General features: G+C 61.5%; 23 protein-coding genes. 6 read left to right on the forward strand and 17 right to left on the reverse strand.

Annotated elements, in window-relative coordinates:
- Positions 1–40: 40 nt before the first annotated feature.
- Together PGB28_RS07475 and PGB28_RS07480 are read right to left on the reverse strand one after the other, a co-directional pair.
- Positions 41–1,342 (reverse strand): HlyD family type I secretion periplasmic adaptor subunit, encoded by a 1,302-nt coding sequence (locus PGB28_RS07475; protein WP_271420883.1) that lies wholly within the window; start codon positions 1,340–1,342, stop codon positions 41–43.
- Complete coding sequence (locus tag PGB28_RS07480) at positions 1,339–3,069, reverse strand: type I secretion system permease/ATPase (protein ID WP_271420884.1); 1,731 nt, start codon at positions 3,067–3,069, stop codon at positions 1,339–1,341. The genes PGB28_RS07475 and PGB28_RS07480 overlap by 4 nt, the downstream gene beginning before the upstream one ends.
- 134 nt (positions 3,070–3,203) lie before the next feature.
- Between PGB28_RS07480 and PGB28_RS07485 the strand changes: the two genes are divergently transcribed.
- Together PGB28_RS07485 and PGB28_RS07490 are read left to right on the forward strand one after the other, a co-directional pair.
- Positions 3,204–4,010 (forward strand): MlaA family lipoprotein, encoded by an 807-nt coding sequence (locus tag PGB28_RS07485; protein ID WP_271420885.1) that lies wholly within the window; start codon positions 3,204–3,206, stop codon positions 4,008–4,010.
- A gap of 4 nt (positions 4,011–4,014) precedes the next feature.
- On the forward strand, positions 4,015–4,614 hold the full coding sequence (locus PGB28_RS07490) for an MlaC/ttg2D family ABC transporter substrate-binding protein (protein ID WP_271420886.1): 600 nt from the start codon (positions 4,015–4,017) through the stop codon (positions 4,612–4,614).
- A 19-nt stretch (positions 4,615–4,633) separates the two neighbouring features.
- Here PGB28_RS07490 and PGB28_RS07495 read toward each other — a convergent pair whose 3' ends face one another.
- From PGB28_RS07495 to PGB28_RS07510, 4 genes are all read right to left on the reverse strand, one after another.
- Positions 4,634–4,960 (reverse strand): DUF3775 domain-containing protein, encoded by a 327-nt coding sequence (locus tag PGB28_RS07495; RefSeq protein ID WP_271420887.1) that lies wholly within the window; start codon positions 4,958–4,960, stop codon positions 4,634–4,636.
- Between the two features lie 62 nt (positions 4,961–5,022).
- The gene (locus tag PGB28_RS07500; protein ID WP_271420888.1) at positions 5,023–5,754 is read right to left on the reverse strand and encodes an SDR family NAD(P)-dependent oxidoreductase; all 732 of its coding nucleotides are present in this window, start codon (positions 5,752–5,754) and stop codon (positions 5,023–5,025) included.
- A 6-nt stretch (positions 5,755–5,760) separates the two neighbouring features.
- Complete coding sequence (locus PGB28_RS07505; protein ID WP_271420889.1) at positions 5,761–6,516, reverse strand: DUF1365 domain-containing protein; 756 nt, start codon at positions 6,514–6,516, stop codon at positions 5,761–5,763.
- Positions 6,513–7,811 carry an NAD(P)/FAD-dependent oxidoreductase gene (locus PGB28_RS07510; RefSeq protein WP_271420890.1) on the reverse strand — a complete coding sequence of 433 codons (1,299 nt, stop codon included), beginning with the start codon at positions 7,809–7,811 and terminating at the stop codon, positions 6,513–6,515. Before PGB28_RS07510 ends, PGB28_RS07505 begins: the two co-directional genes overlap by 4 nt.
- A 223-nt stretch (positions 7,812–8,034) precedes the next feature.
- Here PGB28_RS07510 and PGB28_RS07515 point away from each other — a divergent pair, with 223 nt between their 5' ends.
- Together PGB28_RS07515 and PGB28_RS07520 are read left to right on the forward strand one after the other, a co-directional pair.
- Positions 8,035–8,580: a sigma-70 family RNA polymerase sigma factor gene (locus PGB28_RS07515; RefSeq protein WP_271421175.1), complete on the forward strand. Its 546-nt coding sequence runs from the start codon at positions 8,035–8,037 to the stop codon at positions 8,578–8,580.
- An 8-nt stretch (positions 8,581–8,588) separates the two neighbouring features.
- The gene (locus tag PGB28_RS07520; protein ID WP_408636229.1) at positions 8,589–9,242 is read left to right on the forward strand and encodes a ChrR family anti-sigma-E factor; all 654 of its coding nucleotides are present in this window, start codon (positions 8,589–8,591) and stop codon (positions 9,240–9,242) included.
- Here PGB28_RS07520 and PGB28_RS07525 read toward each other — a convergent pair whose 3' ends face one another.
- The 4 genes from PGB28_RS07525 to PGB28_RS07540 form a co-directional block, all read right to left on the reverse strand.
- Entirely contained in the window at positions 9,243–10,409 is a 1,167-nt protein-coding gene (locus PGB28_RS07525) for a DNA recombination protein RmuC (protein WP_271420892.1), read from the reverse strand.
- Complete coding sequence (gene mutL / locus PGB28_RS07530) at positions 10,406–12,250, reverse strand: DNA mismatch repair endonuclease MutL (protein WP_271420893.1); 1,845 nt, start codon at positions 12,248–12,250, stop codon at positions 10,406–10,408. The genes PGB28_RS07525 and mutL overlap by 4 nt, the downstream gene beginning before the upstream one ends.
- 104 nt (positions 12,251–12,354) lie before the next feature.
- Complete coding sequence (locus PGB28_RS07535; protein ID WP_271420894.1) at positions 12,355–13,680, reverse strand: ammonium transporter; 1,326 nt, start codon at positions 13,678–13,680, stop codon at positions 12,355–12,357.
- 26 nt (positions 13,681–13,706) lie between these two features.
- Entirely contained in the window at positions 13,707–14,045 is a 339-nt protein-coding gene (locus tag PGB28_RS07540) for a P-II family nitrogen regulator (RefSeq protein ID WP_271420895.1), read from the reverse strand.
- 256 nt (positions 14,046–14,301) lie between these two features.
- Between PGB28_RS07540 and PGB28_RS07545 the strand changes: the two genes are divergently transcribed.
- Entirely contained in the window at positions 14,302–16,467 is a 2,166-nt protein-coding gene (locus tag PGB28_RS07545) for a transglycosylase domain-containing protein (RefSeq protein WP_271420896.1), read from the forward strand.
- A gap of 187 nt (positions 16,468–16,654) precedes the next feature.
- Here PGB28_RS07545 and PGB28_RS07550 read toward each other — a convergent pair whose 3' ends face one another.
- The 4 genes from PGB28_RS07550 to smpB all read right to left on the reverse strand — a co-directional run bounded on the left by PGB28_RS07550 (position 16,655) and on the right by smpB (position 19,682).
- Positions 16,655–17,839: an amino acid aminotransferase gene (locus PGB28_RS07550; protein WP_271420897.1), complete on the reverse strand. Its 1,185-nt coding sequence runs from the start codon at positions 17,837–17,839 to the stop codon at positions 16,655–16,657.
- Entirely contained in the window at positions 17,839–18,696 is an 858-nt protein-coding gene (gene sseA / locus PGB28_RS07555) for a 3-mercaptopyruvate sulfurtransferase (protein ID WP_271420898.1), read from the reverse strand. The genes PGB28_RS07550 and sseA overlap by 1 nt, the downstream gene beginning before the upstream one ends.
- Before the next feature lie 100 nt (positions 18,697–18,796).
- Entirely contained in the window at positions 18,797–19,072 is a 276-nt protein-coding gene (locus tag PGB28_RS07560; RefSeq protein ID WP_271420899.1) for a hypothetical protein, read from the reverse strand.
- Positions 19,073–19,205: 133 nt separating this feature from the next.
- Positions 19,206–19,682, reverse strand: coding sequence for an SsrA-binding protein SmpB (smpB, locus tag PGB28_RS07565; RefSeq protein WP_271420900.1), 477 nt, complete (start codon positions 19,680–19,682; stop codon positions 19,206–19,208).
- 159 nt (positions 19,683–19,841) lie between these two features.
- Between smpB and PGB28_RS07570 the strand changes: the two genes are divergently transcribed.
- Entirely contained in the window at positions 19,842–21,194 is a 1,353-nt protein-coding gene (locus PGB28_RS07570; RefSeq protein ID WP_271420901.1) for an aminotransferase class III-fold pyridoxal phosphate-dependent enzyme, read from the forward strand.
- Positions 21,195–21,196: 2 nt separating this feature from the next.
- Here PGB28_RS07570 and lpxK read toward each other — a convergent pair whose 3' ends face one another.
- Genes lpxK through PGB28_RS07585 form a run of 3 tightly spaced genes read right to left on the reverse strand, consistent with a single transcriptional unit; the run spans position 21,197 to position 23,657 of the window.
- Positions 21,197–22,192: a tetraacyldisaccharide 4'-kinase gene (gene lpxK, locus PGB28_RS07575; protein ID WP_271420902.1), complete on the reverse strand. Its 996-nt coding sequence runs from the start codon at positions 22,190–22,192 to the stop codon at positions 21,197–21,199.
- Positions 22,192–23,376, reverse strand: a complete 1,185-nt coding sequence (locus PGB28_RS07580; protein WP_271420903.1) for a 3-deoxy-D-manno-octulosonic acid transferase — start codon at positions 23,374–23,376, stop codon at positions 22,192–22,194. The genes lpxK and PGB28_RS07580 overlap by 1 nt, the downstream gene beginning before the upstream one ends.
- A 35-nt stretch (positions 23,377–23,411) precedes the next feature.
- Entirely contained in the window at positions 23,412–23,657 is a 246-nt protein-coding gene (locus tag PGB28_RS07585; RefSeq protein WP_271420904.1) for a DUF4170 domain-containing protein, read from the reverse strand.
- Positions 23,658–23,711: the final 54 nt, after the last annotated feature.

Raw genomic sequence — 23,711 nt, forward strand, 5'->3', positions numbered from 1 at the left:
TCGGGACGCTAACGGCGGCGCGTGGCGCAAGCAAGAGCCGTCAGCTTTCGCGGAAGGCATGGGCGAAATAGTCGGCCAGCGGCTTCATCAGGTAGGCGATGGGCGAGCGTTCGCCGGTCTGAACAAAGGCTTCGACCGGCATGCCGGGGATCAGGCGGGTGCCACTGGGCAGCTTTTCGATCTCGCCGGGACGCATGGTAATCTCGGCCCGGTAATAAGACAGCCGGGTTGCTTCATCCACGAAAGCATCCGCCGAGAGCGAGGTGACCTCACCTGTGATTTCGGGTGTGTTGCGCTGATCCAGCGAGGTGAAGCGCAGCAGCACATCCTGCCCCACATCCAGCTCGTCGATATTGATCGGCGCGACCCGTGCGGCGATGAGCAGCGGACGGTCCTGCGGGACAAGGAACATCAGCGGTTCGGCCGGGCGCACCACCGCTTCGCGACCGAAAATTGCAAGGCCGTAGACCACTCCCGAGACCGGTGCGCGGATATCCATGCGGCTCAGCCGGTCGCGCAGGCTGTAGATCTCTTCGGCAAGCTCGCGTTCGCGGACCTGAAGGTCGCGCAGCTGGGTGATCGCCTGTTCGCGAAGCTGCGATTGCAGCGACAGGATCGCGATATCAAGCTCGGCAATGCGCCCGCGGGCCCGTGCGCTTTGCGAGGTGAGTTCCCCGGATTGTCCCGCAAGCTGTGCCTTTTGCCGCCGCAAGGCCAACACGCGCGAGGCCTGGGCAAGACCCTTGTCCAGCAGGCTTTGCTGATTGACGAGTTCTTCTTCGATCAGGGCAAGTTGTTCCTGAAGGGCGGATTGCTGGGCTTCGATCCCGGAGATCTGGACCGTGATCTGCTCGGCCTGTTTGCGCAATTGCTCGGTCTCGCGGGCAAGCGATTCCTGCCGCGCGTGAAAGAGCCGTGTCTGGCCATTGACCAGATCGGCGACATCCGGATCGGTCGAGGCGCGAACGGTCAGGACATCGGAAAACTCGGGTTCGGACCGTTCGTCCCGCTCTGCCTCAAGCCGGCCGCGGCGGGCCAGGACCTCGTGATACTGATCCTCGGCGACGACAAGCTGCGAGCGCATGAGCGTTGGATCGAGCCGGATCAGAACGTCACCCTTAGCGACTGTATCACCTTCGTCCACGGTCAGTTCGGCCACCACTCCTCCGTCCGGGTGCTGGATCGCCTGTCGGTTTCGTTCCACCTCGATCTGGCCGCTGGCAATCACTGCGCCGGAGATCTGGCTGAGCACGGCCCAGGCCCCGAAACCGCCCAGAAGCAATGCCAGCGACAGGATGCCCAGAATGACCGGGCCGCGCAGAGGGAAGCTTGGCGTGGTCAATGGATGCCCCCCGATTGCGGGCGTTTAAGCTGCGCCGCGTTCTGCACCGTTTTGGCCAGAACCTCATCCCGCGGGCCAAAGGCGACGCGTGCGCCCTGATCCAGAACCAGCAGCTTGTCGCATTCCTGAATCGCGGCGGGGCGGTGCGCCATGATCAGAACTGACCCGCCCTCTTCCTTCACTTTGCGGATGGCCGAGTTGACAGCGTTGCTGCCCTCGTTGTCGAGATTGGAGTTGGGTTCATCCAGAACCAGCAGGACCGGGTCGTTATAAAGCGCGCGGGCCAAACCAATGCGCTGCATCTGGCCGCCGGACAATCGGCTGCCATGGCCGTCCAGCCGGGTGTCGTAGCCGCCGGGCAGTTTGAGGATCATCTCATGCGCGGCGGCCATCTGCGCGGCCTTGACCACCTTGTCGGCATCCGGGTTGGGCGACAGCCGGGCAATGTTTTCCGCAATGGTGCCGTCAAAAAGCTCCACTTTTTGCGGCAGGTAGCCGATATACTGGCCAAGCTTTTCCGGGTCATATTGCTCCAGCGTGGCCCCATCCAGCCGGATACGCCCCGATGCCGGTTTCCAGAGTCCGGTCAGGGTTCGGGCCAGTGATGATTTCCCGGCACCCGACGGGCCGATCACGCCAATGGCCTGCCCCGGATGGACATCGAAGCTGATCATGCGCAACGCCGCCTGTTGTTCGCCGGGGGCAATCACGGTCAGATTCTGCACATCCAGTCGCGCCCGTGGCTTGGGCAGTTCGGTGCGTGGCATGTCGGGCGGCACATTGCCCAGCAGTTCCGCAAGCGAATGCCAACCCTGATGGGCACGTTGCACAACGCCCCATTGCGAAATCACCAACTCGATCGGGGCCAGCGCCCGACCCAGCAGGATAGAGCCCGCAATCATCGCGCCCGGGGTCATTTCCCCGCGCAGAACCAGCCAGGCCCCAAGCCCCAGCATCGCCGATTGCAGGAGCAGGCGCAGCGATTTCGTCAGCGAGGTAAAGCCGCCGCTGACATCCGCGACGCGCAACTGACCGCTCAGGGTTTCGTTGCGGGATTTTTTCCAACGCGTCAGCGCGGCATTGCGCATGCCCATGGCCTGCACCATCTCGGCCTCGGCGCGGAGTTTTCCGGCCATGCTTTCGGATTGAAACGCCGCGCGGCCATAGGCTGTGGTTGGCCCCTTTTGCATCTGCTGGGAAATCAGCGCGATCACGACCAGCACCGCGCCGCCGCCAACCGCGAGAAACCCCAGCCAGGGGTGGAATAATGCAATTCCGGCAAGGAAGAACGGCGTCCAGGGCAGATCGTAAAACGCGATAAGCACCGGCGACGTCAGAAACCGCTGCACCGATTCCAGATCGCGCAGCCCGGTGGCCGCGGATTCGTCCTGCCGCGTTGCTGTTCGGCTGAGAGACGCGTTGAACACCCGGTCATCAAGCCGAGCCTGAAACCGCGCCCCGACACGCCCCATGATGCGCCCCCGCGTGAGGTCCAAGAGCGCCATGATGCCATAGAGAAAGACGACGATGAGCGACAAGGCCACCAACGTGGCCTCGGACCGGCTGGACAGGACGCGGTCATAGACCTGCAGCATGTAAAGCGGGCCGGTCAGCATCAGCAGGTTGGCAAACAGGCTGAACAGGCCAACGGCCCAGTAATATCCACGGCTTTCGCGCCGCGCTTTGCGCAGTTCAGTCAGCCCGGCCTGTTTTGCGCGCGTATCCATGCTATTGAAATACCTCAAAAACGAGATGCTATGCTACTATGCTATTAGCAGACATCGTCCTACTGTGTCGCCATTGGGTCACAGAGATGTGTGAACCTGATGCGGCCCATGGGCTTTGACGCTGAAATCACTACATGTCATTTATTGCTAACGAATTGAGATTGCCAGTGCTGCCCGAAACTCTCCTCCACTCGCCGATTGCATCGGCCCGCCGGATTATCGCCGGATTGGCCCTTGTTGCGCTTGCTGCCTGCACAACACCCGGACCGGGTGATGCGCCAGACGGAATCTTTGATCCCTATGAGGCGCAGAACCGCAAGGTTCACGAAAGCAGCAAGAAATTCGATAAGAACGTGCTGCGCCCGGTTGCCGTGTCCTATGCTGAATCCGTGCCCGAACCGGCGCAGGAGATGGTCAGCAATTTCGCGGGCAACCTGTCGGTTCCCGGTGCTGTCGTGAACCAGGTTTTGCAGGCCGATCTGGAAGGCGCGTTCCGCAACACGATCCGGTTTGGCCTGAACTCCACGCTGGGTTTTGCCGGGCTGTTCGATGTGGCACGGGAATTCGGCATCAATGAGGATGATGCCGATTTCGGCCAGACGCTTGCGGTCTGGGGTGTGCCAGAGGGGGCCTATCTTGAATTGCCGCTGCTGGGCCCGAGCACCGAGCGCGACGCCTTTGGGCGTGTGGTGGATTTCGTCATCAATCCGACGCGGCTGATCCCTGCGCCGGAATCCTATTACCTCACCGGTACGCGGATTGTTGCGAGGGTCGGGCAACGCGGGCGATTTGCTTCAACAGTCGATTCCATTCTGTATGATAGTGCGGACAGTTATATTCAGACGCGCTTGCTCTACCTGCAGAACCGGCGGCACGAAATCGGCAGCGACGCGGCGCAGGCCGAAGAAATTGACCCGTATGAAGACCTTTATGGAGAGTAAGATTATGGAACGCAGATCCTTTCTCGGAACAGCTCTGGCCGGCGTTGGCGCGACGATATTTGCCCCGGCGCTTCCAGCATTCGCGCTGACGACCGCGCGTGCCAAAAACCTTGTCGACAAGCTGGTGGGTGAGATCAACCGCGTGATCGCCTCGGGCAAGTCGCAAACCGCGATGTATGCGGATTTCGAACGTATTTTTAACCGCTATGGTGATGTTCCGACCATTGCTTTGTATGCGCTTGGGGTGGATGGGCGGCGCGCCACTGCGGCGCAGAAACGCGCATTCCAATCGGTGTTTTCCAGCTATATTTCGCGCAAGTACGGTGCCCGGTTCCGCGAATTCATTGGCGGTCGGATCGAGGTGAACGGCGTCAAGCAGGTCAAGAGCTTTTATGAGGTGAACTGCACTGCGCATCTGCGCGGCGAGGCACCTTTTGCGCTCGATTTCATGGTTTCCGACCGGTCGGGACGTGACCTGTTCTTCAACATGAAGATCGAGGGCGTGAACCTATTGCTGACCGAGCGCGCGGAAATCGGCGCGATGATCGACCGGCGCAAGGGCGATATCGACGCCATGATCCGGGATCTGAAATCCGCAGGCTAAGAAAACCGATGGCTGGGTGTCAGACCCGGCCCATCAACGCGTCTTCTTCCTCGGTGGGGGAGATCCCCAGCGCGTCAAGCCCCGCTTCGAGATTGTCCGACAGATGCGGTGTGCCCAGCAGGTAATCAGCCGTCGGCGTCGTGGCCTCGGCCTGCGCGGTGCGAATCGCCTCTTCAAGGTCCTCGGGTTCAAACGCGCCGCGACCAATCCACATCACGGCCACGAGCGACGTCTGTTCTTCCTCGTTCAACCGTTCGAGAAAGCCGCGCAATTCGCCTTCGGCGCGGCCCAGTTCGCGGGCCATCAGAATGACCTGCGCAACCTTGTGTCCGGATATTTCCAACATCTTCGCGTCTCCTGTCCAAGTGAGGGTAGCATTGGTCAAGCGTCAGGCAAGAGTCTTTGATCTTACGCAAAGAGCCGGTAATAGAGCCAGTCGGGCAGGAATTGCGAGCCGCGAAACACCCATGAAAAGAGCGTGGGGAAGCTTTTCTTGAATCGGTTCGATTCCATGTGACGGAACATGATGTCGGCTGCGTCCGCGGACTCCATGATAAAGGGCATCGCGAAATCATTTTTTTCGGTCAGTCTGGTTCTGATGAAGCCAGGGTTGACCAACTGGACCTGAACGCCGGTCTTGTGCAGGTCGGCGTAGAGGCTTTCGGCCATGGCCATGACGCCAGCCTTGGACGCGGCATAGCCCGTGGCTCCGGGAAGGCCCCGAAATCCCGAAAGCGATCCGGTCAGCACGATATGCCCCGTATTACGGTCTGCCATATCCGGCACCACCTGCGACAGCACCCGCGCCGCGCCGGTAAAGTTCACGTCGCACATGGCGTTGACCTCTTTGGCCTGCCACTCCTGTGCGGGTTGCGGCCAATACACCCCGGCAAGATAAACGAGGCCATCAATGGCCCCGGCCTGGCGCGCCGCCGCTTCGACCGAGGATTGATCGCTTACATCGCAGGGCACCACCTCGGACGGGCCGGGCAGCGCGTTGGACAGGGCGGTCAGCTTGTCTTCGGAGCGCGCCGACAGGATCAGATGCGCGCCCGCCTTGCTCATTCGGTGCGCCAGCGCCTGCCCCAGCCCTTCGCTCGCTCCCACCAGCCAATAGCGTTTTCCGGTCCAGTTCCGCATTATGCGCTACCTTGAAACGTCTTCTGTGGGCGGCAATGGGCGCGTGCGATAGTTTGCTCCCTTCCACCAGAGTTTGAGCGCTTGCCAGTGGATCAGGCCCAGTACGCGACGCGAGCCAAACGGGCGGCGCAGCAGCATGCCCAGCAGCCCCCGATTGGTCATTGGCGCGCGCCGACCGGTGAGCGTGGCGGTGACACCACCGCCGGAATGAGTCAGGTCGATCCAGATCCCGATACGCCTGTCCGTGATGTCGAAACGAAAGGCGTAGTCGCCCTCGATGGGCTGGAACGGCGAGACATGAAAGATTTTGTGCGCCTGTACCCGGTCATGAGGCCCGATGGGGCCGTGATCGGGGCGGTGGCACAGATAGCTGTGGCGGTCGCCAAAGGTGTTCGTGACCTCGGCAATCACGGCGCGCAGGTTGTGCCGCGCGTCATGCGCCAGCCAGAAGCTGACCGGATTGAATACATGGCCCAGCACGCGTGGCTGCGCCAAAAGGAGCAGGGGCCCGTCCTGTGGTATCTGATAGTTTTTCAGCACCTCCCGCGCCCATACGGCCCCCGCGCCATCGCCCGGCGCGCCGCCATGGTCGCGATCATGCAGCGAAACAACGCCGGAACCGTTTCGCTTGAAGAGCGATGGGGCCGCGACCTCTTGTTCGGCGTCGAGCAGCACGTAATCGACGGAATAGCGAAAGGCGTTTTTGATCGCGCCCTTGCGCCCGTGCCAGGTATGGCCGACGATATGTTCGGCCGGTGTCATTGCGCGGCAATCATCGGCTTTTGCACAGCACGCAGGCGTGTCGCCACGTCCAGAGCGCTGCTCAGCCCGTCCTCGTGAAACCCGTTTTTCATCCATGCGCCACAGAACCACGTGTTGTTTGTTCCGTTCATGGCGCGCGCCCGGTCCTGCGCGGCGAGCGCGGCAAGGTCATAGACCGGGTGGCGCAGCGTAACGCGATCATAGATCAGCTCTTCGCGGATGTCGCGGCGCGTGTTGAGCGTCACGAACATTGGATCATCCTTGGGGATCGGTTGCAGCTTGTTCATCCAATAGGTCAGGTCGATCCGGTCCGAGGCCATGGTCTTGTCTTCGGCATAATTCCACGAGGACCAGCACTGCCGCCGTTTGGGCATGATGCTCTCGTCTGCATGCAGCGTGATGTCGTTGTCCTGATAACCGATGGCGCCCAGCACGGCGCGTTCCTCCTCGCTCGGGTCGGCGAGAAGCGACAGGGTGTCGTCCGAATGCGTGGCAAAGATGACCTCGTCGAAATGTTCCCATTCACCACCCCAGGCGCGCAGTTGCACGCCCGGTCCATCGCGGCGCACCGTCTGTACCGGTGCCCGGGTGCGGATATCGGTCCCCTTGCGGCGCAAAGCTGCCTCCAGCCGTGTGACATAGGCCTGTGATCCGCCCTGAACGGTGTACCACTGATGTTGCCCGGTATGGTGCAGCAGCGCGTGGTTTTCGAAAAACTGGATCATCGCATGCGCCGGAAAATCCAGAATTTTTTCAACCGGCGTGGACCAGATCGCCCCGGACAGGGGCAACAGGTAGTAGTCCCGGAACCAATCCCCGGTGCCCAGTTCCTTGAGAAAGGCGCTCAGCGGCAAGGTCCGATCCTGCGCGACATCAAGCGCTTTGGCGTTGAAACGGAAAATATCGCGGACCATGCCAAGGAACCTGGGGTTCACCAGATTGCGTTTTTGGGCAAACGTGGCGGCCAGGGTTTCAAGCCCATACTCGAAATCTCCCCCCCTCAACGAGGCGGCAAAGCTCATATTGCTTTTGCAGACCGGCACATCCAGCTCATCGAACAGAGCCGCCAATGAGGGGTAGTTGGCATAGTTGAAAACGATGAAACCCGTGTCTACCGGTTGATCACCATTGCGGCCCGCGACGACGGTGCGGGCGTGCCCGCCAATACGCGCTTCTGCCTCGAAGAGTGTTACATGATGATCATCGGCCAGGGCGTGTGCGGCCCCCATTCCGGAAATACCTCCTCCGACGACGGCGATACGACGATGCGAGGCGGGGGCAGGGTCAAAAGGCATACGGGGTCCAGTCCATTTTGTCGTTCCTGCTTGTTACGGAACGCGCCTGCGTCCGGATGAAAAAGATTTTTGCCGTTCGAGTGATCCATCCAGCACGCGCCCGCGTAAACCTCACATGTTGGAAGTTCTGGACATTTCGGAAACGTTAGACAATCTGCCGCCTCCCTCCCGGGCCAGTAATGCTGTTAAGTGTCGGAAGGGGACAGGGAAAAAGCATGTTGCGATGACCGAACCAAACACCAAACCCGCGTGGGTGGACCATGTGACACGCATACGGGATCACAAGGATGAAACGGCATTTGCCGAGCTGTTTGCGCATTTCGCACCACGCGTGAAATCATTTCTGATGCGCGGTGGAGGTGACGCCACGATCGCGGAGGAATGCACGCAGGAGGTCATGGCGACACTCTGGCAGAAAGCGCATCTGTTCGATCCGTCGCGCGCAAGCGTGTCAACCTGGGTCTTTACCGTGGCTCGGAACAAGAAGATCGACCATTTGCGCAAGCAAAAGCGACCCGAGCCAGAGGATCTGCCCTGGGGTCCGGAAGTCGAGCCGGAGCAGAGCGACGTGCTTGTCATGCAGCAGGAAACCGAAGCTTTGGGGCGCGCGCTGTCCGAGCTTCCGGAAAAACAACGCGACCTCGTTGAAAAAGCTTATTTCGGCGACATGTCGCATACCGAGATCGCCGAGGTGACGGGGCTCCCGCTTGGCACGATCAAATCCCGAATTCGATTGGCGCTGGACCGTCTGCGCCATGCTATGAAGTGAAAACCAAGATGATGAAACAGATCAAACACCACCTGACGGATGAGCTGATCATGGGGTATTCCGCGGGCACGTTGCCCGAGGCGTTCAACCTTGCCATCGCAACACATGTGTCGATGTGTGATGCCTGCCGCGCCGCGGTGGAAAGCTACGACGCCGTGGGTGGCACCGTGCTGGAGCAGTGTGAAACGGTTGAGATGAGCGCACAGGCGCTGGCCGACACGCTTGCGATGATCAAACAGGATGGCCCGGCGGCACCTGTCGCAGCCACAAGTTCGCGCGCAGCCGACGTGCCGGCACCGCTGGCAGATTACATTTCTGGCTCTCTCGATGACGTGAAATGGAAGCCGGTTGGCATGGGCGTGAAACAGGCCATTCTGGAGACCAGCAAAGAGGCGTCCGCGCGGCTGCTCTATATTCCGGCGGGCACGGCCGTGCCGGATCATGGCCATAACGGGACGGAACTGACATTGGTGCTGCGTGGTGCGTTCTTTGACGAAGAGGATTATTTCGGTCCCGGAGATATCGAAGTGGCGACCGAAGCGGACGAGCATACACCGGTTGCCGATATCGGCGCGGACTGCATTTGTCTCGCTGTGACTGATGCTCCGCTGAAATTCCGCGGGCTGCTGCCGCGTCTGGCGCAACCCTTCCTGCGGATTTGATCAGGGTTTGGACAGGGGGACAACCTTGTCCGCTTCGTCCGGAGCCAGTTCCTCGAAATCGAAATTGTCAAGCTTGCGGGCGCGGCGTCCGGCCTTGTCGGCGCTGATCTTGATGTCCGAGATATCCTTGGACGCCTGATGGAAATGCCGGTCAAGGTTTTCGACCCGCGTGCTCAGCCGATCCACATCGGCAAAAAGTAACCCCAGTTCGCGGCGGATTGCGCCCGCCTGTTCGCGCATGCGGGCGTCTTTGAGGATCGCGCGCATGGTGTTCAGCGTGGCCATGCAGGTGGTGGGCGACACGATCCAGACCCGCGCGGCAAAACCTTCGCGCACGATCTCGGGGAAATTGGCGTGCAGCTCGGCATAGACCGCCTCGGAGGGCAGGAACATCAATGCTCCGTCGGCAGTTTCGCCGTCGATGATGTATTTTCCGGCAATGTCTTTGATGTGCTTGCGCAGTGAAACGCGCAATTGTTGGGCGGCACGTTGCAATCGCTCTGGGCTGTCGGCCCGGCGCAGCGCCTCATAGGCTTCCAGCGGGAATTTGCTGTCGATGGCGATCGGCCCAGGCGGATTGGGCAGATGGATCAGGCAATCGGCGCGTTTGCCGTTCGATAGTGTTGCTTGCATCGTGTAGCTGTCTGACGGCAGGGCCTTGTAGACGATGTCATTGAGCTGGATCTCGCCAAAGGCCCCGCGCGTCTGCTTGTTCGACAGGATGTCCTGAAGGGACAGCACATCGCCAGACAGTTTGGTGATATTGTCCTGCGCCTTGTCGATGGCGGTAAGCCGCTCCTGCAATTCCCCAAGGCTCTTGGCCGTGCGCCGGGCCGAGCCATGCAGGTTTTCATTCATATGCTGCTGCACATCCGCCAGCCGCTGTTCCATCATCTGCAACATCTTGATCTGGCTTTGCGCCTGCGCTTCCGACACGTGATGCAAGCCGCCCGAAAGCCGTTCCTGTCCCTCGCCCAACGCCTGCACACGCTGGCCCAGGGATCCAAGCTGATGGGCCAGCGGCTCGACCGCCTGCGCGGACCGACCCGCTGCGCGCACGGCGGTGATGAGCAGGGCAAGGATCAGAAGGACCAAGATCGCCCCGCCGAGAGCGGCCAGAACCAGCGGATCGCTGAAGGAATAGGATGTGTCGCCAATGGTGATCATGTGCGGCCAAACAGCCTTTCGATGTCAGAGAGCTTCAGTTCCACATAGGTGGGCCGCCCGTGGTTGCATTGGCCGGAATGGGGCGTGGCCTCCATCTCGCGCAGGAGCGCATTCATTTCCTCGGCCTGCATCCGACGACCCGAGCGGATCGAGCCGTGACAGGCGACACGCGACAGGATCGCATCAATGCGTTCGCGCAGCTGGCCGGATTGGCCCAGATCATGCAATTCATCAAGGATATCGCGGATCAGCGCTTCGGCATTCACCTCGCCCAGAATGGCCGGGGTCTCGCGCACGGCAACAGCGCCACCGCCAAAAGGTTCGATGGTCAGGCCCAGATCATGCAGCGCTTCGGAGTGTTCCAGGAGCAGAGCTGCGTCGATGTCGGACAGTTCGACGATTTCGGGGATCAGCAGGGCCTGCGCGGCAACGCCGGTGTCGGCCATCTGGGTCTTGAGCCGTTCATAGACCAACCGTTCATGGGCGGCGTGCTGGTCCACGATCACGATGCCGGTCCCGGTCTGGGCAATGATGTAGTTTTCATGCACCTGCGCCCGCGCGGCCCCCAAGGGGCGCTCTTCAAGCTCTTGCGGTGTGTCGTCGGTCCGGACCGGCTCAACCCGCGCGCTGTAGCTCTCGGTCATCTCGCTGAAACCGGGGGCTTGCGCGGCAAAACTGGCCTCGCGTGCGAGCAGGGAGGGGCGGTCCATCTGGTAGATGCGCGGTTGGCCCACGGGTTCAGGACGCATCGCGCCCAGCGTTGCACCGGCCACCGTGGTGGACGCGCGATGCCCGGCCTCGGCCAGCGCATGGCGAAGCCCCGAGATGATCAGCCCGCGCGCGAGCCCCGGATCGCGGAACCGGACCTCGGATTTCGCGGGGTGTACGTTCACGTCCACCAGATGCGGATCGCAGTCGATGAAAAGCGCCACGGAAGGGTGCCTGTCGCGGCTCAGAAAATCGGCATAGGCCCCGCGCATCGCGCCGATGAACAGCTTGTCGCGCACCGGGCGGCCATTGACGAAGAAATACTGCGCCACGGCAGAGCCGCGCGAATAGGTGGGCAGCGCGGCAAACCCGGTCAGGTGCAGCCCCTCGCGCTCGGCATCCAGCGGCACGGCGTTTTCGCTGAACTCACGCCCCAGAATCTGGCGCAACCGTCCTTTCAACGCATCGAACAGATCGCCGGTCTCGGCGTCGGCACGGAAGCTCACCCGTTCCTTGCCTTCGGTGGTCACGTCGCGCAGCACGAAGCTGACGAAAGGCTCGGCCATTGCGAGCCGTTTGACGGTGTCAGAGATCGCCTGCATCTCGGCCCGGTCGGAGCGCAGGAATTTCAGCCGCGCGGGCGTGGCGAAGAACAGATCGCGCAGTTCGACCGTGGTGCCGCGATTGCAGGCGGCGGGTTTGACCGGGGCCATGTCGCCGCCATCCACGCGGATCATCGCGCCGTCCTGGCCTTCCGCGCGCGTCGTGATGTTCAGCCGCCCCACAGCCCCCAGCGAGGGCAGCGCCTCTCCCCGGAAGCCAAAGGAATGGATGTCGAGCAGGTCACTGCCGTCGATCTTGGAGGTGGCGTGCCGCGCCAGCGCCAACGGCAATTGCTCCGGGCTCATCCCGCAGCCATCGTCGCGCACACGGATTAGCGTTTTGCCGCCCGCGGCGATGTCGATCTCGATCCGCGTGGCCCCGGCATCGAGCGCGTTTTCAACCAGTTCCTTGACGGCAGAGGCGGGGCGTTCCACCACCTCGCCCGCCGCAATGCGATTGACCGCCGCTTCATCAAGCTGGCGGATCACGGGGGTCGATCTGTCGCGGATATTGGGGGGCGTGTCCTTCATGCCCCCAGATGTAGCGGGGATGCGCGATTCTGAAAAGGGCAAAGAAAAACCCCGGGCGCGGACGCCCGGGGCCGTTTCGTCATGGAATGTAGGGGCTGCTCACATCAGCCTTTGGAAAATTCCGGATAGGCTTCCATACCCAGTTCAGCCATGTCGAGACCGTTGATCTCTTCTTCTTCGCCAACCCGGATGCCCATGGTGGACTTGAGGATGAACCAGACCACGCCCGAGACCACGAAGGTGAAGATACCCACCACGAGGATCGAGTAGAGCTGGGTGCCGATCGAGGCGTCACCATTGGTCAGGACCACGGCGATGGTGCCCCAGATGCCGGCGAAGAGGTGCACCGGGATGGCACCAACCACGTCGTCGATTTTCAGCTTGTCGAGGAACGGAACCGCGAAGACCACGATCGCGCCACCGACAGCACCGATCAGGGTTGCTGCACCAAGCGAGGGCGTCAGCGGCTCTGCGGTGATCGACACCAGACCGGCCAGCGCGCCGTTGAGCACCATGGTGAGGTCAGGCTTCTTGTACATCACCTGGGACAGGATCAGGGCTGCAATCGCGCCGCCTGCTGCCGCAGTGTTGGTGTTCGAGAAGATGCGGCTGATGTCAGCGACGTTGCCAGCGGTGTCCATGTAGAGCTGCGAACCGCCGTTGAAGCCGAACCAGCCGAGCCACAGGATGAAGGTACCCAGCGTTGCGAGCGGCAGGTTGGAACCCGGGATAGGAACGGTTTTGCCGTCTTTGTTGTACTTGCCGATACGCGGACCCAGGATCAGCGCGCCAGCAAGAGCGGCCCAGCCACCGACCGAGTGCACAACGGTCGAACCGGCAAAGTCGAGGAAACCCATACCGTCAAGGAAGCCACCGCCCCATTTCCAGGATGCCTGGATCGGGTAGATCAGCGCCGTCAGAACGATCACGAAGATCAGGAAGGGCCACAGTTTAATGCGTTCGGCCAGCGTACCGGACACGATCGACGCGGTGGTGGCACAGAACATCAGCTGGAAGAAGAAGTCCGAGCCAACCGAGGCATAGGTCAGGTCAGGTTCTGCCCCTGCCAGCCCAACGGGCTCAAGCGCGGCGAAGGCAAAGGCACCCAGAATGCCGTCAACCGACCAGCCGTCGCCCGGATACATCAGGTTGTAGCCAATCAGGTAGTAGAAGATCGCAGCAAGCGAGAACAGCGAGATGTTCTTGGTCAACTGCATGGTCACGTTCTTGGAGCGGACAAGGCCCGCTTCGAGCATGGCAAAACCAGCCGCCATCCAGAAGACGAGGAAGCCAGCCACGAGGAACATGAAGGTGGTGAAGATAAAGCCGATTTCAGAGTTCGGCGGCGTTACGTCGGCCTCTTGTGCAAGGCCAAGGCTCGGTGCAGCGATAAGTGCTGCGACAGGAGCCAGTTTCAGTAGCGTTTTCATAAGAGTAATCCCCTTTCGCGCAGCGCTTACAGCGCGTCTTCGTTGGTTTCGCCGGTACGCACGCGCACGGCCTGAGCCACATCCAGCACAAAGATCTTGCCGTCGCCGATCTTGCCCGTCTGGGCGGTCTTGGTGACGGTCTCGACGACCTGATCCGCCATCGAAGCGGAGACGACGATTTCGAGTTTGATCTTGGGCACAAAGTTCACGGCGTATTCCGCGCCGCGGTAAATCTCGGTGTGGCCGGACTGAGAGCCGAAGCCCTTGATCTCGGTCACCATCATGCCGCGCACGCCGATACCGGTCAGCGCCTCGCGTACTTCTTCAAGCTTGAACGGCTTGATCGTTGCAATGATGAGTTTCACGTCTTTCCCTTTCGGTGAGCAGGAGGAGCCTGCGGATTTCGCACCTGCAGAAAGCCGGGAAGACGGGATGTTTTGAAGGCTTTGCCGGGAAATTGGGCGCTCAAGGTGCAGCTAAATGCACAAAATCTGCACAAATTAACCGATTAGCATAAAAAATAGGCAGTAAATTAACCGTGCCTTGGGGAGACGCCCCTCTACATCTGCGCGCATAAAGGGTATTTTCGGTCAAAACAAAAGTACCGAGCAGGTCAGTGATATGAGTGATTCCGGTCGCCGCAAACCGCGCCTTGTCGCGGACAAGCGCTATTCCTCAGCCAAGCCCGCATCCAAGGGGGCGGGGACCAAGAAGCCTGTGCGCAAGCGTCGCAAAGCGCCTGCACGGAAACCCGTTCGGCGGGGGCCCATCGGATATATCGCGCTGTTTGTCGGGTGGATTCTGCGGCTCTTTCTGCGCATTGGCATGACGGTTACAGCCGTCATTGCGCTCCTCGTGGCGGGGGGCGTATTTTACTACTATTCCACGCTGCCGCCGCTGACCGACCTGCTTGATGGGCGCGCACGCGGCTCGGTCACGATGCTGGACCGCAATGGTGAGGTTTTTGCATGGCGCGGCGATCAGTTCGGCGGGATTGTGACCGCAGAAACCGTGTCGCCGCATCTCAAGAACGCTGTCGTGGCGACCGAGGACAAACGCTTCTATCGCCATTTCGGTGTCAGCCCGCGCGGCGTGGCCAGTGCAATCCGCATCAACCTGCGCGAAGGGCGCGGGCCGCTTTCCGGTCATGGCGGCTCGACCATCACGCAGCAGACCGCGAAGCTTTTGTGCCTTGGCACGGCCTATGACGAAACCAAGTGGAAAAGCGAACGGGCCTATGAACAGGACTGCCGCGAAGGGTCGCTCTGGCGCAAGATCAAGGAAGCCACCTATGCCATGGCAATGGAGGCCAAGTATTCCAAGGATGACATCCTGACGATTTACCTGAACCGCGCGTTCCTTGGTGAAGGGGCGCGGGGGTTCGAGGCAGCCTCACAACGTTATTTCGGAAAATCCGCCAATGAGGTGGACCCGGCAGAGGCGGCAATGCTGGCCGGGCTTCTGGTGGCGCCGTCGCGTTATGCCCCCACCAACAACCTCGAACGCTCGCAGCGGCGGGCCGCGACGGTCGTGCGGTTGATGGAAGAGCAGCGCTACCTGACACCTGACCAGGCGCGCCAGGCCCAGGCCAATCCGGCCGAATTGTCCGAGGCCGCTGAAGCAGAGGCTGGCGGCTATTTCGCCGATTGGGTCATGGCGTCGGGCCCTGAGTTCTTTACCCGCAACACGACCGAGGATGTGATCATCCGCACGACGCTGGACCAGCGCATTCAGGCTGCCGCGGAAGAGGCGATGAAATCGGTCTTTGAGAATAAGGTGTCCAAGACGTCCAAGGCGCAGGCGGCGATTGTCGTCATGTCTGCGGATGGTGCGGTGCGGGGCATGGTGGGTGGGCGCAAGACCAAGGTGTCTGGCGTGTTCAACCGCGCGACACAGGCGGTTCGTCAGCCCGGGTCGGCCTTCAAACCCTTTGTGTATGCCACGGCGATGGAACTGGGCTATGACCCCAATGACATGGTGCGGGATGAAAAATATTGCCTGAACATTCCCGGGTCCGGCGAATGGTGCCCCAAGAACTATGTCGACAAGTATCGCGGTATGGTCACTTTGACCGAGGCGCTCAAGGATTCGCTCAATATCCCGGCGGTCAAGATCAGCGAGGCGCTGGGGCGTGACCTTGTGCAAAAGGTGGCGCGCGATTTCGGGATCGAATCCACGCTGGCCGATACCCCGGCCATGGCACTGGGCGCTTCCGAATCCACATTGATCGAGATGGTGGGCGCATATGCCGGTATTCTGAATGGCGGGTCGTCGGTCACGCCTTACGGGTTGGTCGAATTGAAGCTTTTGGGTGATGACACACCGGTCATGGACACCCAGGGCGGCATTGGCGAGCGTGTGATCCAGCGCGAAGCCGCGGGCAAGCTGATCTATATGATGGAAAAAGTCGTGTCCGAAGGCACGGGCCGCCGGGCCCGGTTGTCCGACAGGCAGGCTGCGGGCAAGACCGGCACGTCACAAGCCGCACGCGATGCATGGTTCATCGGGTTCACCGCAGATTACGTGGCGGGTGTCTGGATGGGCTATGACGACAACACCCCGCTCAACGAGGTGACGGGGGGCGGGCTCCCTGCCGAGATCTGGCGCGAGACGATGGTGCGTGTGCACGAAGGTGTGCCTGTCAGACCGTTGCCAATCGTGCCGCCAGAACCCAAAGCCGCACCTCAGACCCAACCCCTGCCACAACGCGGCAGAGACCCCGTGCAGGACGTGGCCGAGACGGTTCTCGAACAGGTGCTGCGCGATCTGTTCGGGAGTGGGAACTGAGTCTCAGGCCCGGTGTTTCCGGTAGATTTCAGGTATATCCACAGGAATCCGGAACGCCCATAAGGTACGGCGCGATGATGGTGCGTGGCCAAGCGAGGTCTGAGCCCGTTGATATCTGAAATCTGATGTGACAAGGGCCGCTCCCTGGGAAGCGGCCCTTGCTCTTTGACGGTCTGGTCCTGCGGGATCAGATTCCCGCGTCGACAATCGCCTTGGCCAGAATTGGAACCGTGGTCTCGTTGAGCCCGGCAATATTCATCCGGCTGTCTCCGATCATGTAGATCGCGTGCTCTTCGCGCAGTTTCTGAACAAGCTCCGGCGCGGCCCCCAGCCGCGAGAACATGCCGCGATGCTGCGCGATAAAGCCGAACCGGTCCGAACCAGAGGCTTTCTGCAACTCGCTTGCCATCTGTTCGCGCAGTTTCAGCATGCCAAGTCGCACATCTTCCAGCTCGGCCATCCAGTCGGCTTTGAGCTCTGCATCATTCAGGATCATTGTCACCAGCCGGGTGCCGTGATCGGGCGGGAAGGAATAGTTCTGGCGGTTCAGATACGCCAAAGTGTCCTGATTGAGCCCGGTCTGCGCGGCATCCTGGGTGATCGCCATGGCAAGGCCCGCACGCTCCCGGTAGATGCCGAAATTTTTCGAGCAAGACGCCGCGATCAAGAGTTCGGGCACCGATTTTGCCACCAGCCGCGTGCCTGCCGCGTCTTCCTCTAGCCCGTCGCCAAAGCCCTGATAGGCGATGTCGATCATCGGCGTGGCCCCGGTCTTGAGCAGCAGGTCAACCACCGCCTGCCACTGGCTCAGGTTCAGGTTGGCCCCGGTCGGGTTGTGGCAGCAGCCATGCAGCAACACCAGGTCGCCGGGCTTGGCGTCCTTGAGATCCTCCATCATGCCGTCGAAATCAACTGCGCGGGTCTCATTGTCGAAATAGCGGTATTCGATCGTGGGCAGGCCCATGAATTTCAGGATCGACAGGTGGTTGGGCCAGGTCGGGTTGGACACAAAGACCCGCAGATCCGGATTGGCCATGCGGGCCATCTCGAAACATTGCCGCACCGCGCCGGTGCCGCCCGGCGTTGCCGCCCCGGCGATATTCTCAGAGGCCACCGCGTCGCCCAGGATCAGCCCGGCCAGCGCATCGCGATAGGCCGGATCGCCGATCAGACCGACATAGGATTTGGTTTCTTCTTCTTCCCAGAGCCTTTTCTCAGCCGCCTTGATGGCGCGCATGATCGGCGTCTTGCCCTCGGCGTTCTTGTAAACACCGACGCCAAGGTCGATTTTCTCGGGCCGCGGGTCATCGCGGTACATCTTCATCAGCTGAAGGATCTTGTCCGCAGGTTGTTCTTTCAGGTTGGAAAACATCAGGCCTCTCCAGTGGCCACGGGCACGGTGGGGAACTGCCCCCACTCGGTCCAGGAGCCGTCATAAAGCGAATGGTCGGTTTTGCCCAGGCGCTCCAGCGCCAGCGACAGGATCGCGGCGGTGACGCCCGATCCGCAGGACGTGATCGCGGGTTTCGACAGGTCCACGCCCGCCGCCTCAAAAACCGCGCGGCAGTCTTCGGGGGTTTTCATCGTGCCGTCGTCGTTGAACAGCGTGGCATAGGGCACATTGCGCGACCCCGGGATATGTCCCGCCCGCAGCCCTTCGCGCGGTTCCGGCACATCGCCCCGGAACCGTTCGGCGCTACGCGCGTCGATGATGGAATGGCTGCCCAGCTTGGAGGCGGCAGAGACCTGCGTCACGTCACGCACCAGTTGGTTCTGCACGCGCACCGTCATGTGGCGGTCGCGGATCATCGGCGGCAGGTCTTCCAACTCGCGGCCCTCGGCTTTCCACTTGGGCAGGCCACCGTCCAGCACGGCGACATTGTCCTGCCCCATCAGCTTGAAATTCCACCACACGCGGGCGGCGGAAAAGATGCCGGTCGTGTCATAGATGACAACCTGATGGCCGTCGCCCACGCCCAACGCGCGCATGCGGGACATGAATTTTTCGACGGGCGCCGCCATATGCGGCAGGTCGGACCGCGCATCGCTGACGTCGTCGATATCGAAAAACCGCGCGCCGGGGATGTGTTCGGCCTCGTATTCGGCGCGTGCATCGCGCCCCTCGGCGGGCATGTGCCACGACCCGTCCAGAATGCGAAGGTCCGGATTCTTGAGATGTTGCGCCAGCCACTCGGTCGAGACCAGCGTCCTGGGATCGTCTTGCGCCATGTGAGTGCCCCCAAAAGCCGTTGGCTCTCTGTACTCAAGGGGCGCTGCGGAAACAAGTGGCCGGGACGTGCAAGAGCCTGTCCCGGCCTGCAATCGCTGGTTATTTGCTCATCGCGCCGCGAATGGCGGAGACAATGGCCAGCACCACACCGCCGCCGACACCGCCGCTGGCGACCTGCCCGATGATTCCCATCAGGTCCATGCCGCCCTCGGCCATGCCGCCAGCACCCAGCATCGACAGCACGGTGCCGCCCAGCCCGCCGCCGACGATCCCCGAGATCGAGTTGATCAGCGTGCCCTGGTCAATCTTGCCCAGCAGTTTGCCCGCCACGTTGCCGCCAACGGCACCCGACAACAGTCCGATAATGAGTTCCATATCCATTCCCCTTGCTCTCCCGGCGCGTTGCACGCCGATCCGGAAACAGAATGCCCCCGGTTGCGCAGATGCTATGGACCGCGCGGAGCGCCCGAAACGGGAATGTATCTGAGCCGTTCCCCGTAACGTGGGATCAGCCGTTCTGCTTCAAAAGCCGCTGTTTCTGACGATTCCAGTCGCGTTTGGATTCGGTGGCGCGTTTGTCATGGATCTTCTTGCCTTTGGCGATCCCGATCTTGAGCTTGGCCAGCCCGCGATGGTTGAAATAAAGCACAAGCGGCACCAGCGTCATGCCCTTGCGCTGGGTATCAGCCCAAAGCTTCGACAGCTCTTTCCGGCTCACTAAGAGCTTGCGCCGCCGCCGCTCTTCATGGGCAAACATGGCGCGATTGTAGGGCGCGATATAGGAGTTGACCAACCACAACTCGCCGTCTTCGACAGCCGCATAGCTTTCGGCAATATTCGCCGAGTTTTCCCGCAGGGATTTGACCTCGGACCCGGTCAGGACGATACCCACCTCGATGTCATCCTCGATGGCATAGTCAAAGCGTGCCCTGCGGTTTTCCGCGAGCACCTTGTAATTCGGGTCTGTGGTTTTCTTCTTGGCCATGGGACTTCCCTATATCGGGCGGGCTTGCCTGTCCATCAAGCCCTTATGGTCGTCATCTCCTTACGAAATCGTATTTGCGACACGGGCGGTCGGCACTGCGCTGGACAGGGGCGCAAAGCCCTGCCAGAATTTGATCAAATTTTGATTCCGGAGGCCATCATGAAAGACGACAACTTCCTGCGTGAAAACAATGCCCGTCACCTCTGGCATCCGATGGGGGCGCCGGGCGTGGCGCAAGCCCATCCGCCCCGGATCATCAAGGCGGCCTGCGGGGTGGAGATCACCGATATCGACGGGCACAGCGCCGTTGACGCGGTGGGCGGGCTTTGGTGCGTGAACCTTGGCTATTCCAATCAGGCGATCAAGGATGCGGTCAGCGCCCAGATCCAGGAGCTGCCCTATTATTCGTCCTTCTTCGGCACGTCGAACCCAGCGGCCATCGAGGCGTCTTATCTGGTGCGTGAATTTTTTGAGCCCGATGGTATGACGCGGGTGTTCTTTACCTCTGGCGGCTCCGACGCGGTGGAAACGGCCCTGCGCCTTGCGCGCCAATATCACAAGCTGCGGGGTGAACCCGCGCGCACCAAGTTCCTGTCGCTGAAAAAGGGCTATCACGGCACCCATTTCGGCGGTGCATCCGTCAATGGCAACAATCGGTTCCGCATTGCCTATGAGCCGCTTTTGCCGGGCTGTTTCCACATCCCCAGCCCTTGTACCTATCGCAACCCGTTCAACGAAACCGACCCGGCCAAGCTGGCGCAACTGGTGGCGCAGGCCATGGAGGACGAGATCGCGTTTCAGGACCCCTCCACCATCGCGGCCTTCATCATGGAACCGATTCAGGGCGCGGGCGGTGTTATCGTCCCGCATGAAACGCTGATGCCGATGCTGCAGGAGATCTGCAATCGCCACGGTATCCTGATGATCGCGGATGAGGTGATCACCGGCTTTGGGCGCACCGGCGACTGGTCCGGGGTGCGGCACTGGGGCGTGAAGCCGGACATGATGACCACCGCCAAGGGCATCACCAGCGGCTATTTCCCGGTGGGCGCGGCGCTGATGAGCGACAAGGTGGCGGATGTGTTTGAGAATGCAGATCCGGCACAGGGCGCAATTTACCATGGCTACACCTATTCGGCGCATCCGGTGGGCGCGGCGGCGGTTGTGGCCTGCATGCAGGAAACCGTGCGGCTGGACCTGCGCGCCAATGCGGCGGCGCGTGGCACCCAGCTTTTCGAGGGCATGCGCGCCTTGGCCGAGCGCTACGATATTGTTGGCGATGTTCGTGGTGGCCACGGGCTGATGACCGGGGTTGAACTGGTCTCGGACGCGGGGGCCAAGACGCCGATGGATGCGGATACAATGAACCGTATTCACACAGCGGCCTATGACGCCGGAGCCATGGTGCGGATCGGAGGCAACAACATTCTGATGTCACCGCCGCTCACCATTTCCGAGGGTGAGGTGGATCGGGTGATTGCCGGTGTTGAAGCGGGGTTGGAAGCGGCCTGATCTCAGCCGTTCAGGGCGCGGTCCAGTGCCGCCTCAAGCGTCGCATCATCCGTGATCTGCAAGCGCACGGGCACGGTGAGAACCTTTTGCCGGAACTCCTGCGGCAGGCGCACGGCGTCTTTCTCGGTGCAGACCAATTGCGCGCCCAGTAGCGCGGCTTCTTTTTCAAGCCGCGCAAGCAGCGCGGGTGTCAGCGGCTGGTGGTCCTCCAGAGCCTCGCCGCGTTTCACATCGGCGCCGAGGCTGCGCAACGTGGCAAAGAATTTCTCGGGGTAGCCGATCCCGGCAAAGGCCAGAACCGGTAGCCCTTCCCAATCCATGCCGGTTTGCAACGGTGCGAGGTGGCCTTGAATATGGGGAACAGGGAGATCAGCCGCCCATTGCCGCGCAAAGCTGTCCTGTGCCGCCTCTTGCCCGATGCTGAGCACCAGATCGGCGCGGGCCAGCCCCACATCCACCGGCTCGCGCAAGGGACCTGCGGGCAGGCAGCGCCCATTGCCGAACCCTTTGACCGCATCGACGACGATGATCGACAGGTCTTTGGCCAGCCCCGGGTTCTGAAACCCGTCATCCATGACAAGGCAATCCGCGCCCTGCGCGATTGCATGGCGCGCGCCCGCTGCCCTGTCGCGGGCGATCACCACCGGGGCAAATGCGGCCAGCAGGAGCGGTTCGTCGCCGACATCTTCTGCAGAGTGGCGGCGCGGATCGACGGTTTCCGGCCCGGTCAGGCGCCCACCATGGCCGCGCGAAATCACGCAAGGATTGCGCCCCCGCGCACTCAGCCGCATCAGCAGGTCCATGACAGTGGGCGTCTTGCCCGTGCCGCCCGCGTTCAGGTTGCCGACGCAGATCACCGGGATATCCGGTGTGAACTCCGGCATTTGTGAAACGCGCCGTTCCGTCGCTCTGCGGGTCAGAGCGGCAAGCGGCGCGAGCAGCCGCGCGGCCCAGGTCGTGCGGTCGGGTGGCGTGTCCCAGAACCTCGGTGCGCGCATCACGAAACCTCGGCCAGATCGAGCGTGTCATGGATCAGGTCCATGATCCGGTCGGTGACCTGTGCGCCTTCGGATACAACCTCCCAGGCGGCCAACGACATCGCCGCCGCCCGGTCCGGGGCGATCAATTGCTTGAGCGCCGAGGCCAAGGTGTCCGTATCGCGCACGATGCGCGCTGCCCCTGCCTCGGCCAGTCGCGAATAGGCATGCAGGTGCCGCCCCGAGTTCGGACCATAGAGAATGGCCGAGCCCAGCGCAGCCGGCTCAAAAGGATCGCAGCCGCCATGACCGGCCACCAGCGAAGAGGCCATGAAGGAGATCGGGGCAATCCGGTACCATAACCCCATTTCGCCATAGGTGTCGGCCAGCAGAACCTCGCAATTGTCATCGGGAAATTCGCCGTCAGACCAACGACAGAACCCCATGTTTCCACGTGACATCCGGTCGGCCATGTCGCCGCCCATCTCGGGGCGGTCAGGGACGATGACCAGCAGCAGGCGCTGGGCAAAGCGCGACACGATGCGGTGGGCGCGCAGGATCGTGGCAAGCTCTTCGGGCTGCACCATTGCGGCAAGCCACACCGGCCGCGTGCCGATCACATCGCTAAGCTCTTCCAGATCGCTTTCATTGCAGGGCATGGCGGCGCTGCCTTCCTGCAATGGCCCGGTGATGGTGAGATCTTCCTCGGGGACACCGATCCGGCGCAACCGGCGCGCGGCATTGGCGTCGGAGGCCATGATCGTGGTGAACAGCGACAGGGCCGCTGCGGTTGGATCCGGCAGCAAGGGCACCGGTTTGCCGGGAAACCCGTCTTCGGAGGCGTCGATCAGGTAGAGCGGGACATGCGCCATGGCCGTGGTGACGATGATCGAGGGCACGAGGTCGCCGGATGTCCACAGACAGAGTTCCGGGTTCCAATAGTCGAGAAAGGACTGAACGTCATCAGGATGCGGACCGGGCAGGTCCCCGAACACGATGCCTTTCTTGGTGCGGGCAGGCGGCTGAACCGACTTGGCCGTCGTCAACAGAACCGAGATATGATCGCGTTGCGAAATCAGCCGCGCAGAAAGCTGGAGCAACGCGGGCAGACGTTCGCTGCGGGCCACGTGAATCCAGATCAAAGGACCTTGCGGACGCGGCGGATCGGTCCGTTCGATGCGGGGCCGCCGCCGCGCCCATGTCATATGGGCCTGAAGCGCGAATGGAAGCTGGATATCGGTCAGTTGTCGATCTCTTGGGTGGCAGAGCCTTCGGCCTCTTCATCCAGCATGCGATGCAGGTGGCTGATGAAATAGCGCATATGGGCGTTGTCCACGGTCTTTTGCGCGTTGGCTTTCCACGCGTCATAGGCCGTCTGGTAGTCCGGGAAAATGCCGACGATGTGGATGTCGTCTACATTCTTGAACGTGGTGCCCGAGGGGTCTTCCAACTCGCCGCCGAAGACAAGGTGCAGGCGTTGCGTCATGGGTCATATCCCTGTGTGTCCGAAGTTGGCCGCAACGTACAGGCCGCACAACAC

The organism is Primorskyibacter aestuariivivens, from assembly GCF_028023675.1.
GTDB classification, from domain to species: Bacteria; Pseudomonadota; Alphaproteobacteria; order Rhodobacterales; family Rhodobacteraceae; genus Marinovum; species Marinovum aestuariivivens.

Bases quoted from the DNA above. Each gene is read 5' to 3' on its own strand.
- PGB28_RS07480 (WP_271420884.1), bottom strand. From the start codon at position 3,069: ATGGATACGCGCGCAAAACAGGCCGGGCTGACTGAACTGCGCAAAGCG.
- PGB28_RS07485 (WP_271420885.1), top strand. From the start codon at position 3,204: ATGTCATTTATTGCTAACGAATTGAGATTGCCAGTGCTGCCCGAAACT.
- PGB28_RS07490 (WP_271420886.1), top strand. From the start codon at position 4,015: ATGGAACGCAGATCCTTTCTCGGAACAGCTCTGGCCGGCGTTGGCGCG.
- PGB28_RS07495 (WP_271420887.1), bottom strand. From the start codon at position 4,960: ATGTTGGAAATATCCGGACACAAGGTTGCGCAGGTCATTCTGATGGCC.
- PGB28_RS07500 (WP_271420888.1), bottom strand. From the start codon at position 5,754: ATGCGGAACTGGACCGGAAAACGCTATTGGCTGGTGGGAGCGAGCGAA.
- PGB28_RS07505 (WP_271420889.1), bottom strand. From the start codon at position 6,516: ATGACACCGGCCGAACATATCGTCGGCCATACCTGGCACGGGCGCAAG.
- PGB28_RS07510 (WP_271420890.1), bottom strand. From the start codon at position 7,811: ATGCCTTTTGACCCTGCCCCCGCCTCGCATCGTCGTATCGCCGTCGTC.
- PGB28_RS07515 (WP_271421175.1), top strand. From the start codon at position 8,035: ATGACCGAACCAAACACCAAACCCGCGTGGGTGGACCATGTGACACGC.
- PGB28_RS07520 (WP_408636229.1), top strand. From the start codon at position 8,589: ATGATGAAACAGATCAAACACCACCTGACGGATGAGCTGATCATGGGG.
- PGB28_RS07525 (WP_271420892.1), bottom strand. From the start codon at position 10,409: ATGATCACCATTGGCGACACATCCTATTCCTTCAGCGATCCGCTGGTT.
- mutL (WP_271420893.1), bottom strand. From the start codon at position 12,250: ATGAAGGACACGCCCCCCAATATCCGCGACAGATCGACCCCCGTGATC.
- PGB28_RS07535 (WP_271420894.1), bottom strand. From the start codon at position 13,680: ATGAAAACGCTACTGAAACTGGCTCCTGTCGCAGCACTTATCGCTGCA.
- PGB28_RS07545 (WP_271420896.1), top strand. From the start codon at position 14,302: ATGAGTGATTCCGGTCGCCGCAAACCGCGCCTTGTCGCGGACAAGCGC.
- PGB28_RS07550 (WP_271420897.1), bottom strand. From the start codon at position 17,839: ATGTTTTCCAACCTGAAAGAACAACCTGCGGACAAGATCCTTCAGCTG.
- sseA (WP_271420898.1), bottom strand. From the start codon at position 18,696: ATGGCGCAAGACGATCCCAGGACGCTGGTCTCGACCGAGTGGCTGGCG.
- PGB28_RS07560 (WP_271420899.1), bottom strand. From the start codon at position 19,072: ATGGAACTCATTATCGGACTGTTGTCGGGTGCCGTTGGCGGCAACGTG.
- smpB (WP_271420900.1), bottom strand. From the start codon at position 19,682: ATGGCCAAGAAGAAAACCACAGACCCGAATTACAAGGTGCTCGCGGAA.
- PGB28_RS07570 (WP_271420901.1), top strand. From the start codon at position 19,842: ATGAAAGACGACAACTTCCTGCGTGAAAACAATGCCCGTCACCTCTGG.
- lpxK (WP_271420902.1), bottom strand. From the start codon at position 22,192: ATGCGCGCACCGAGGTTCTGGGACACGCCACCCGACCGCACGACCTGG.
- PGB28_RS07580 (WP_271420903.1), bottom strand. From the start codon at position 23,376: ATGACATGGGCGCGGCGGCGGCCCCGCATCGAACGGACCGATCCGCCG.
- PGB28_RS07585 (WP_271420904.1), bottom strand. From the start codon at position 23,657: ATGACGCAACGCCTGCACCTTGTCTTCGGCGGCGAGTTGGAAGACCCC.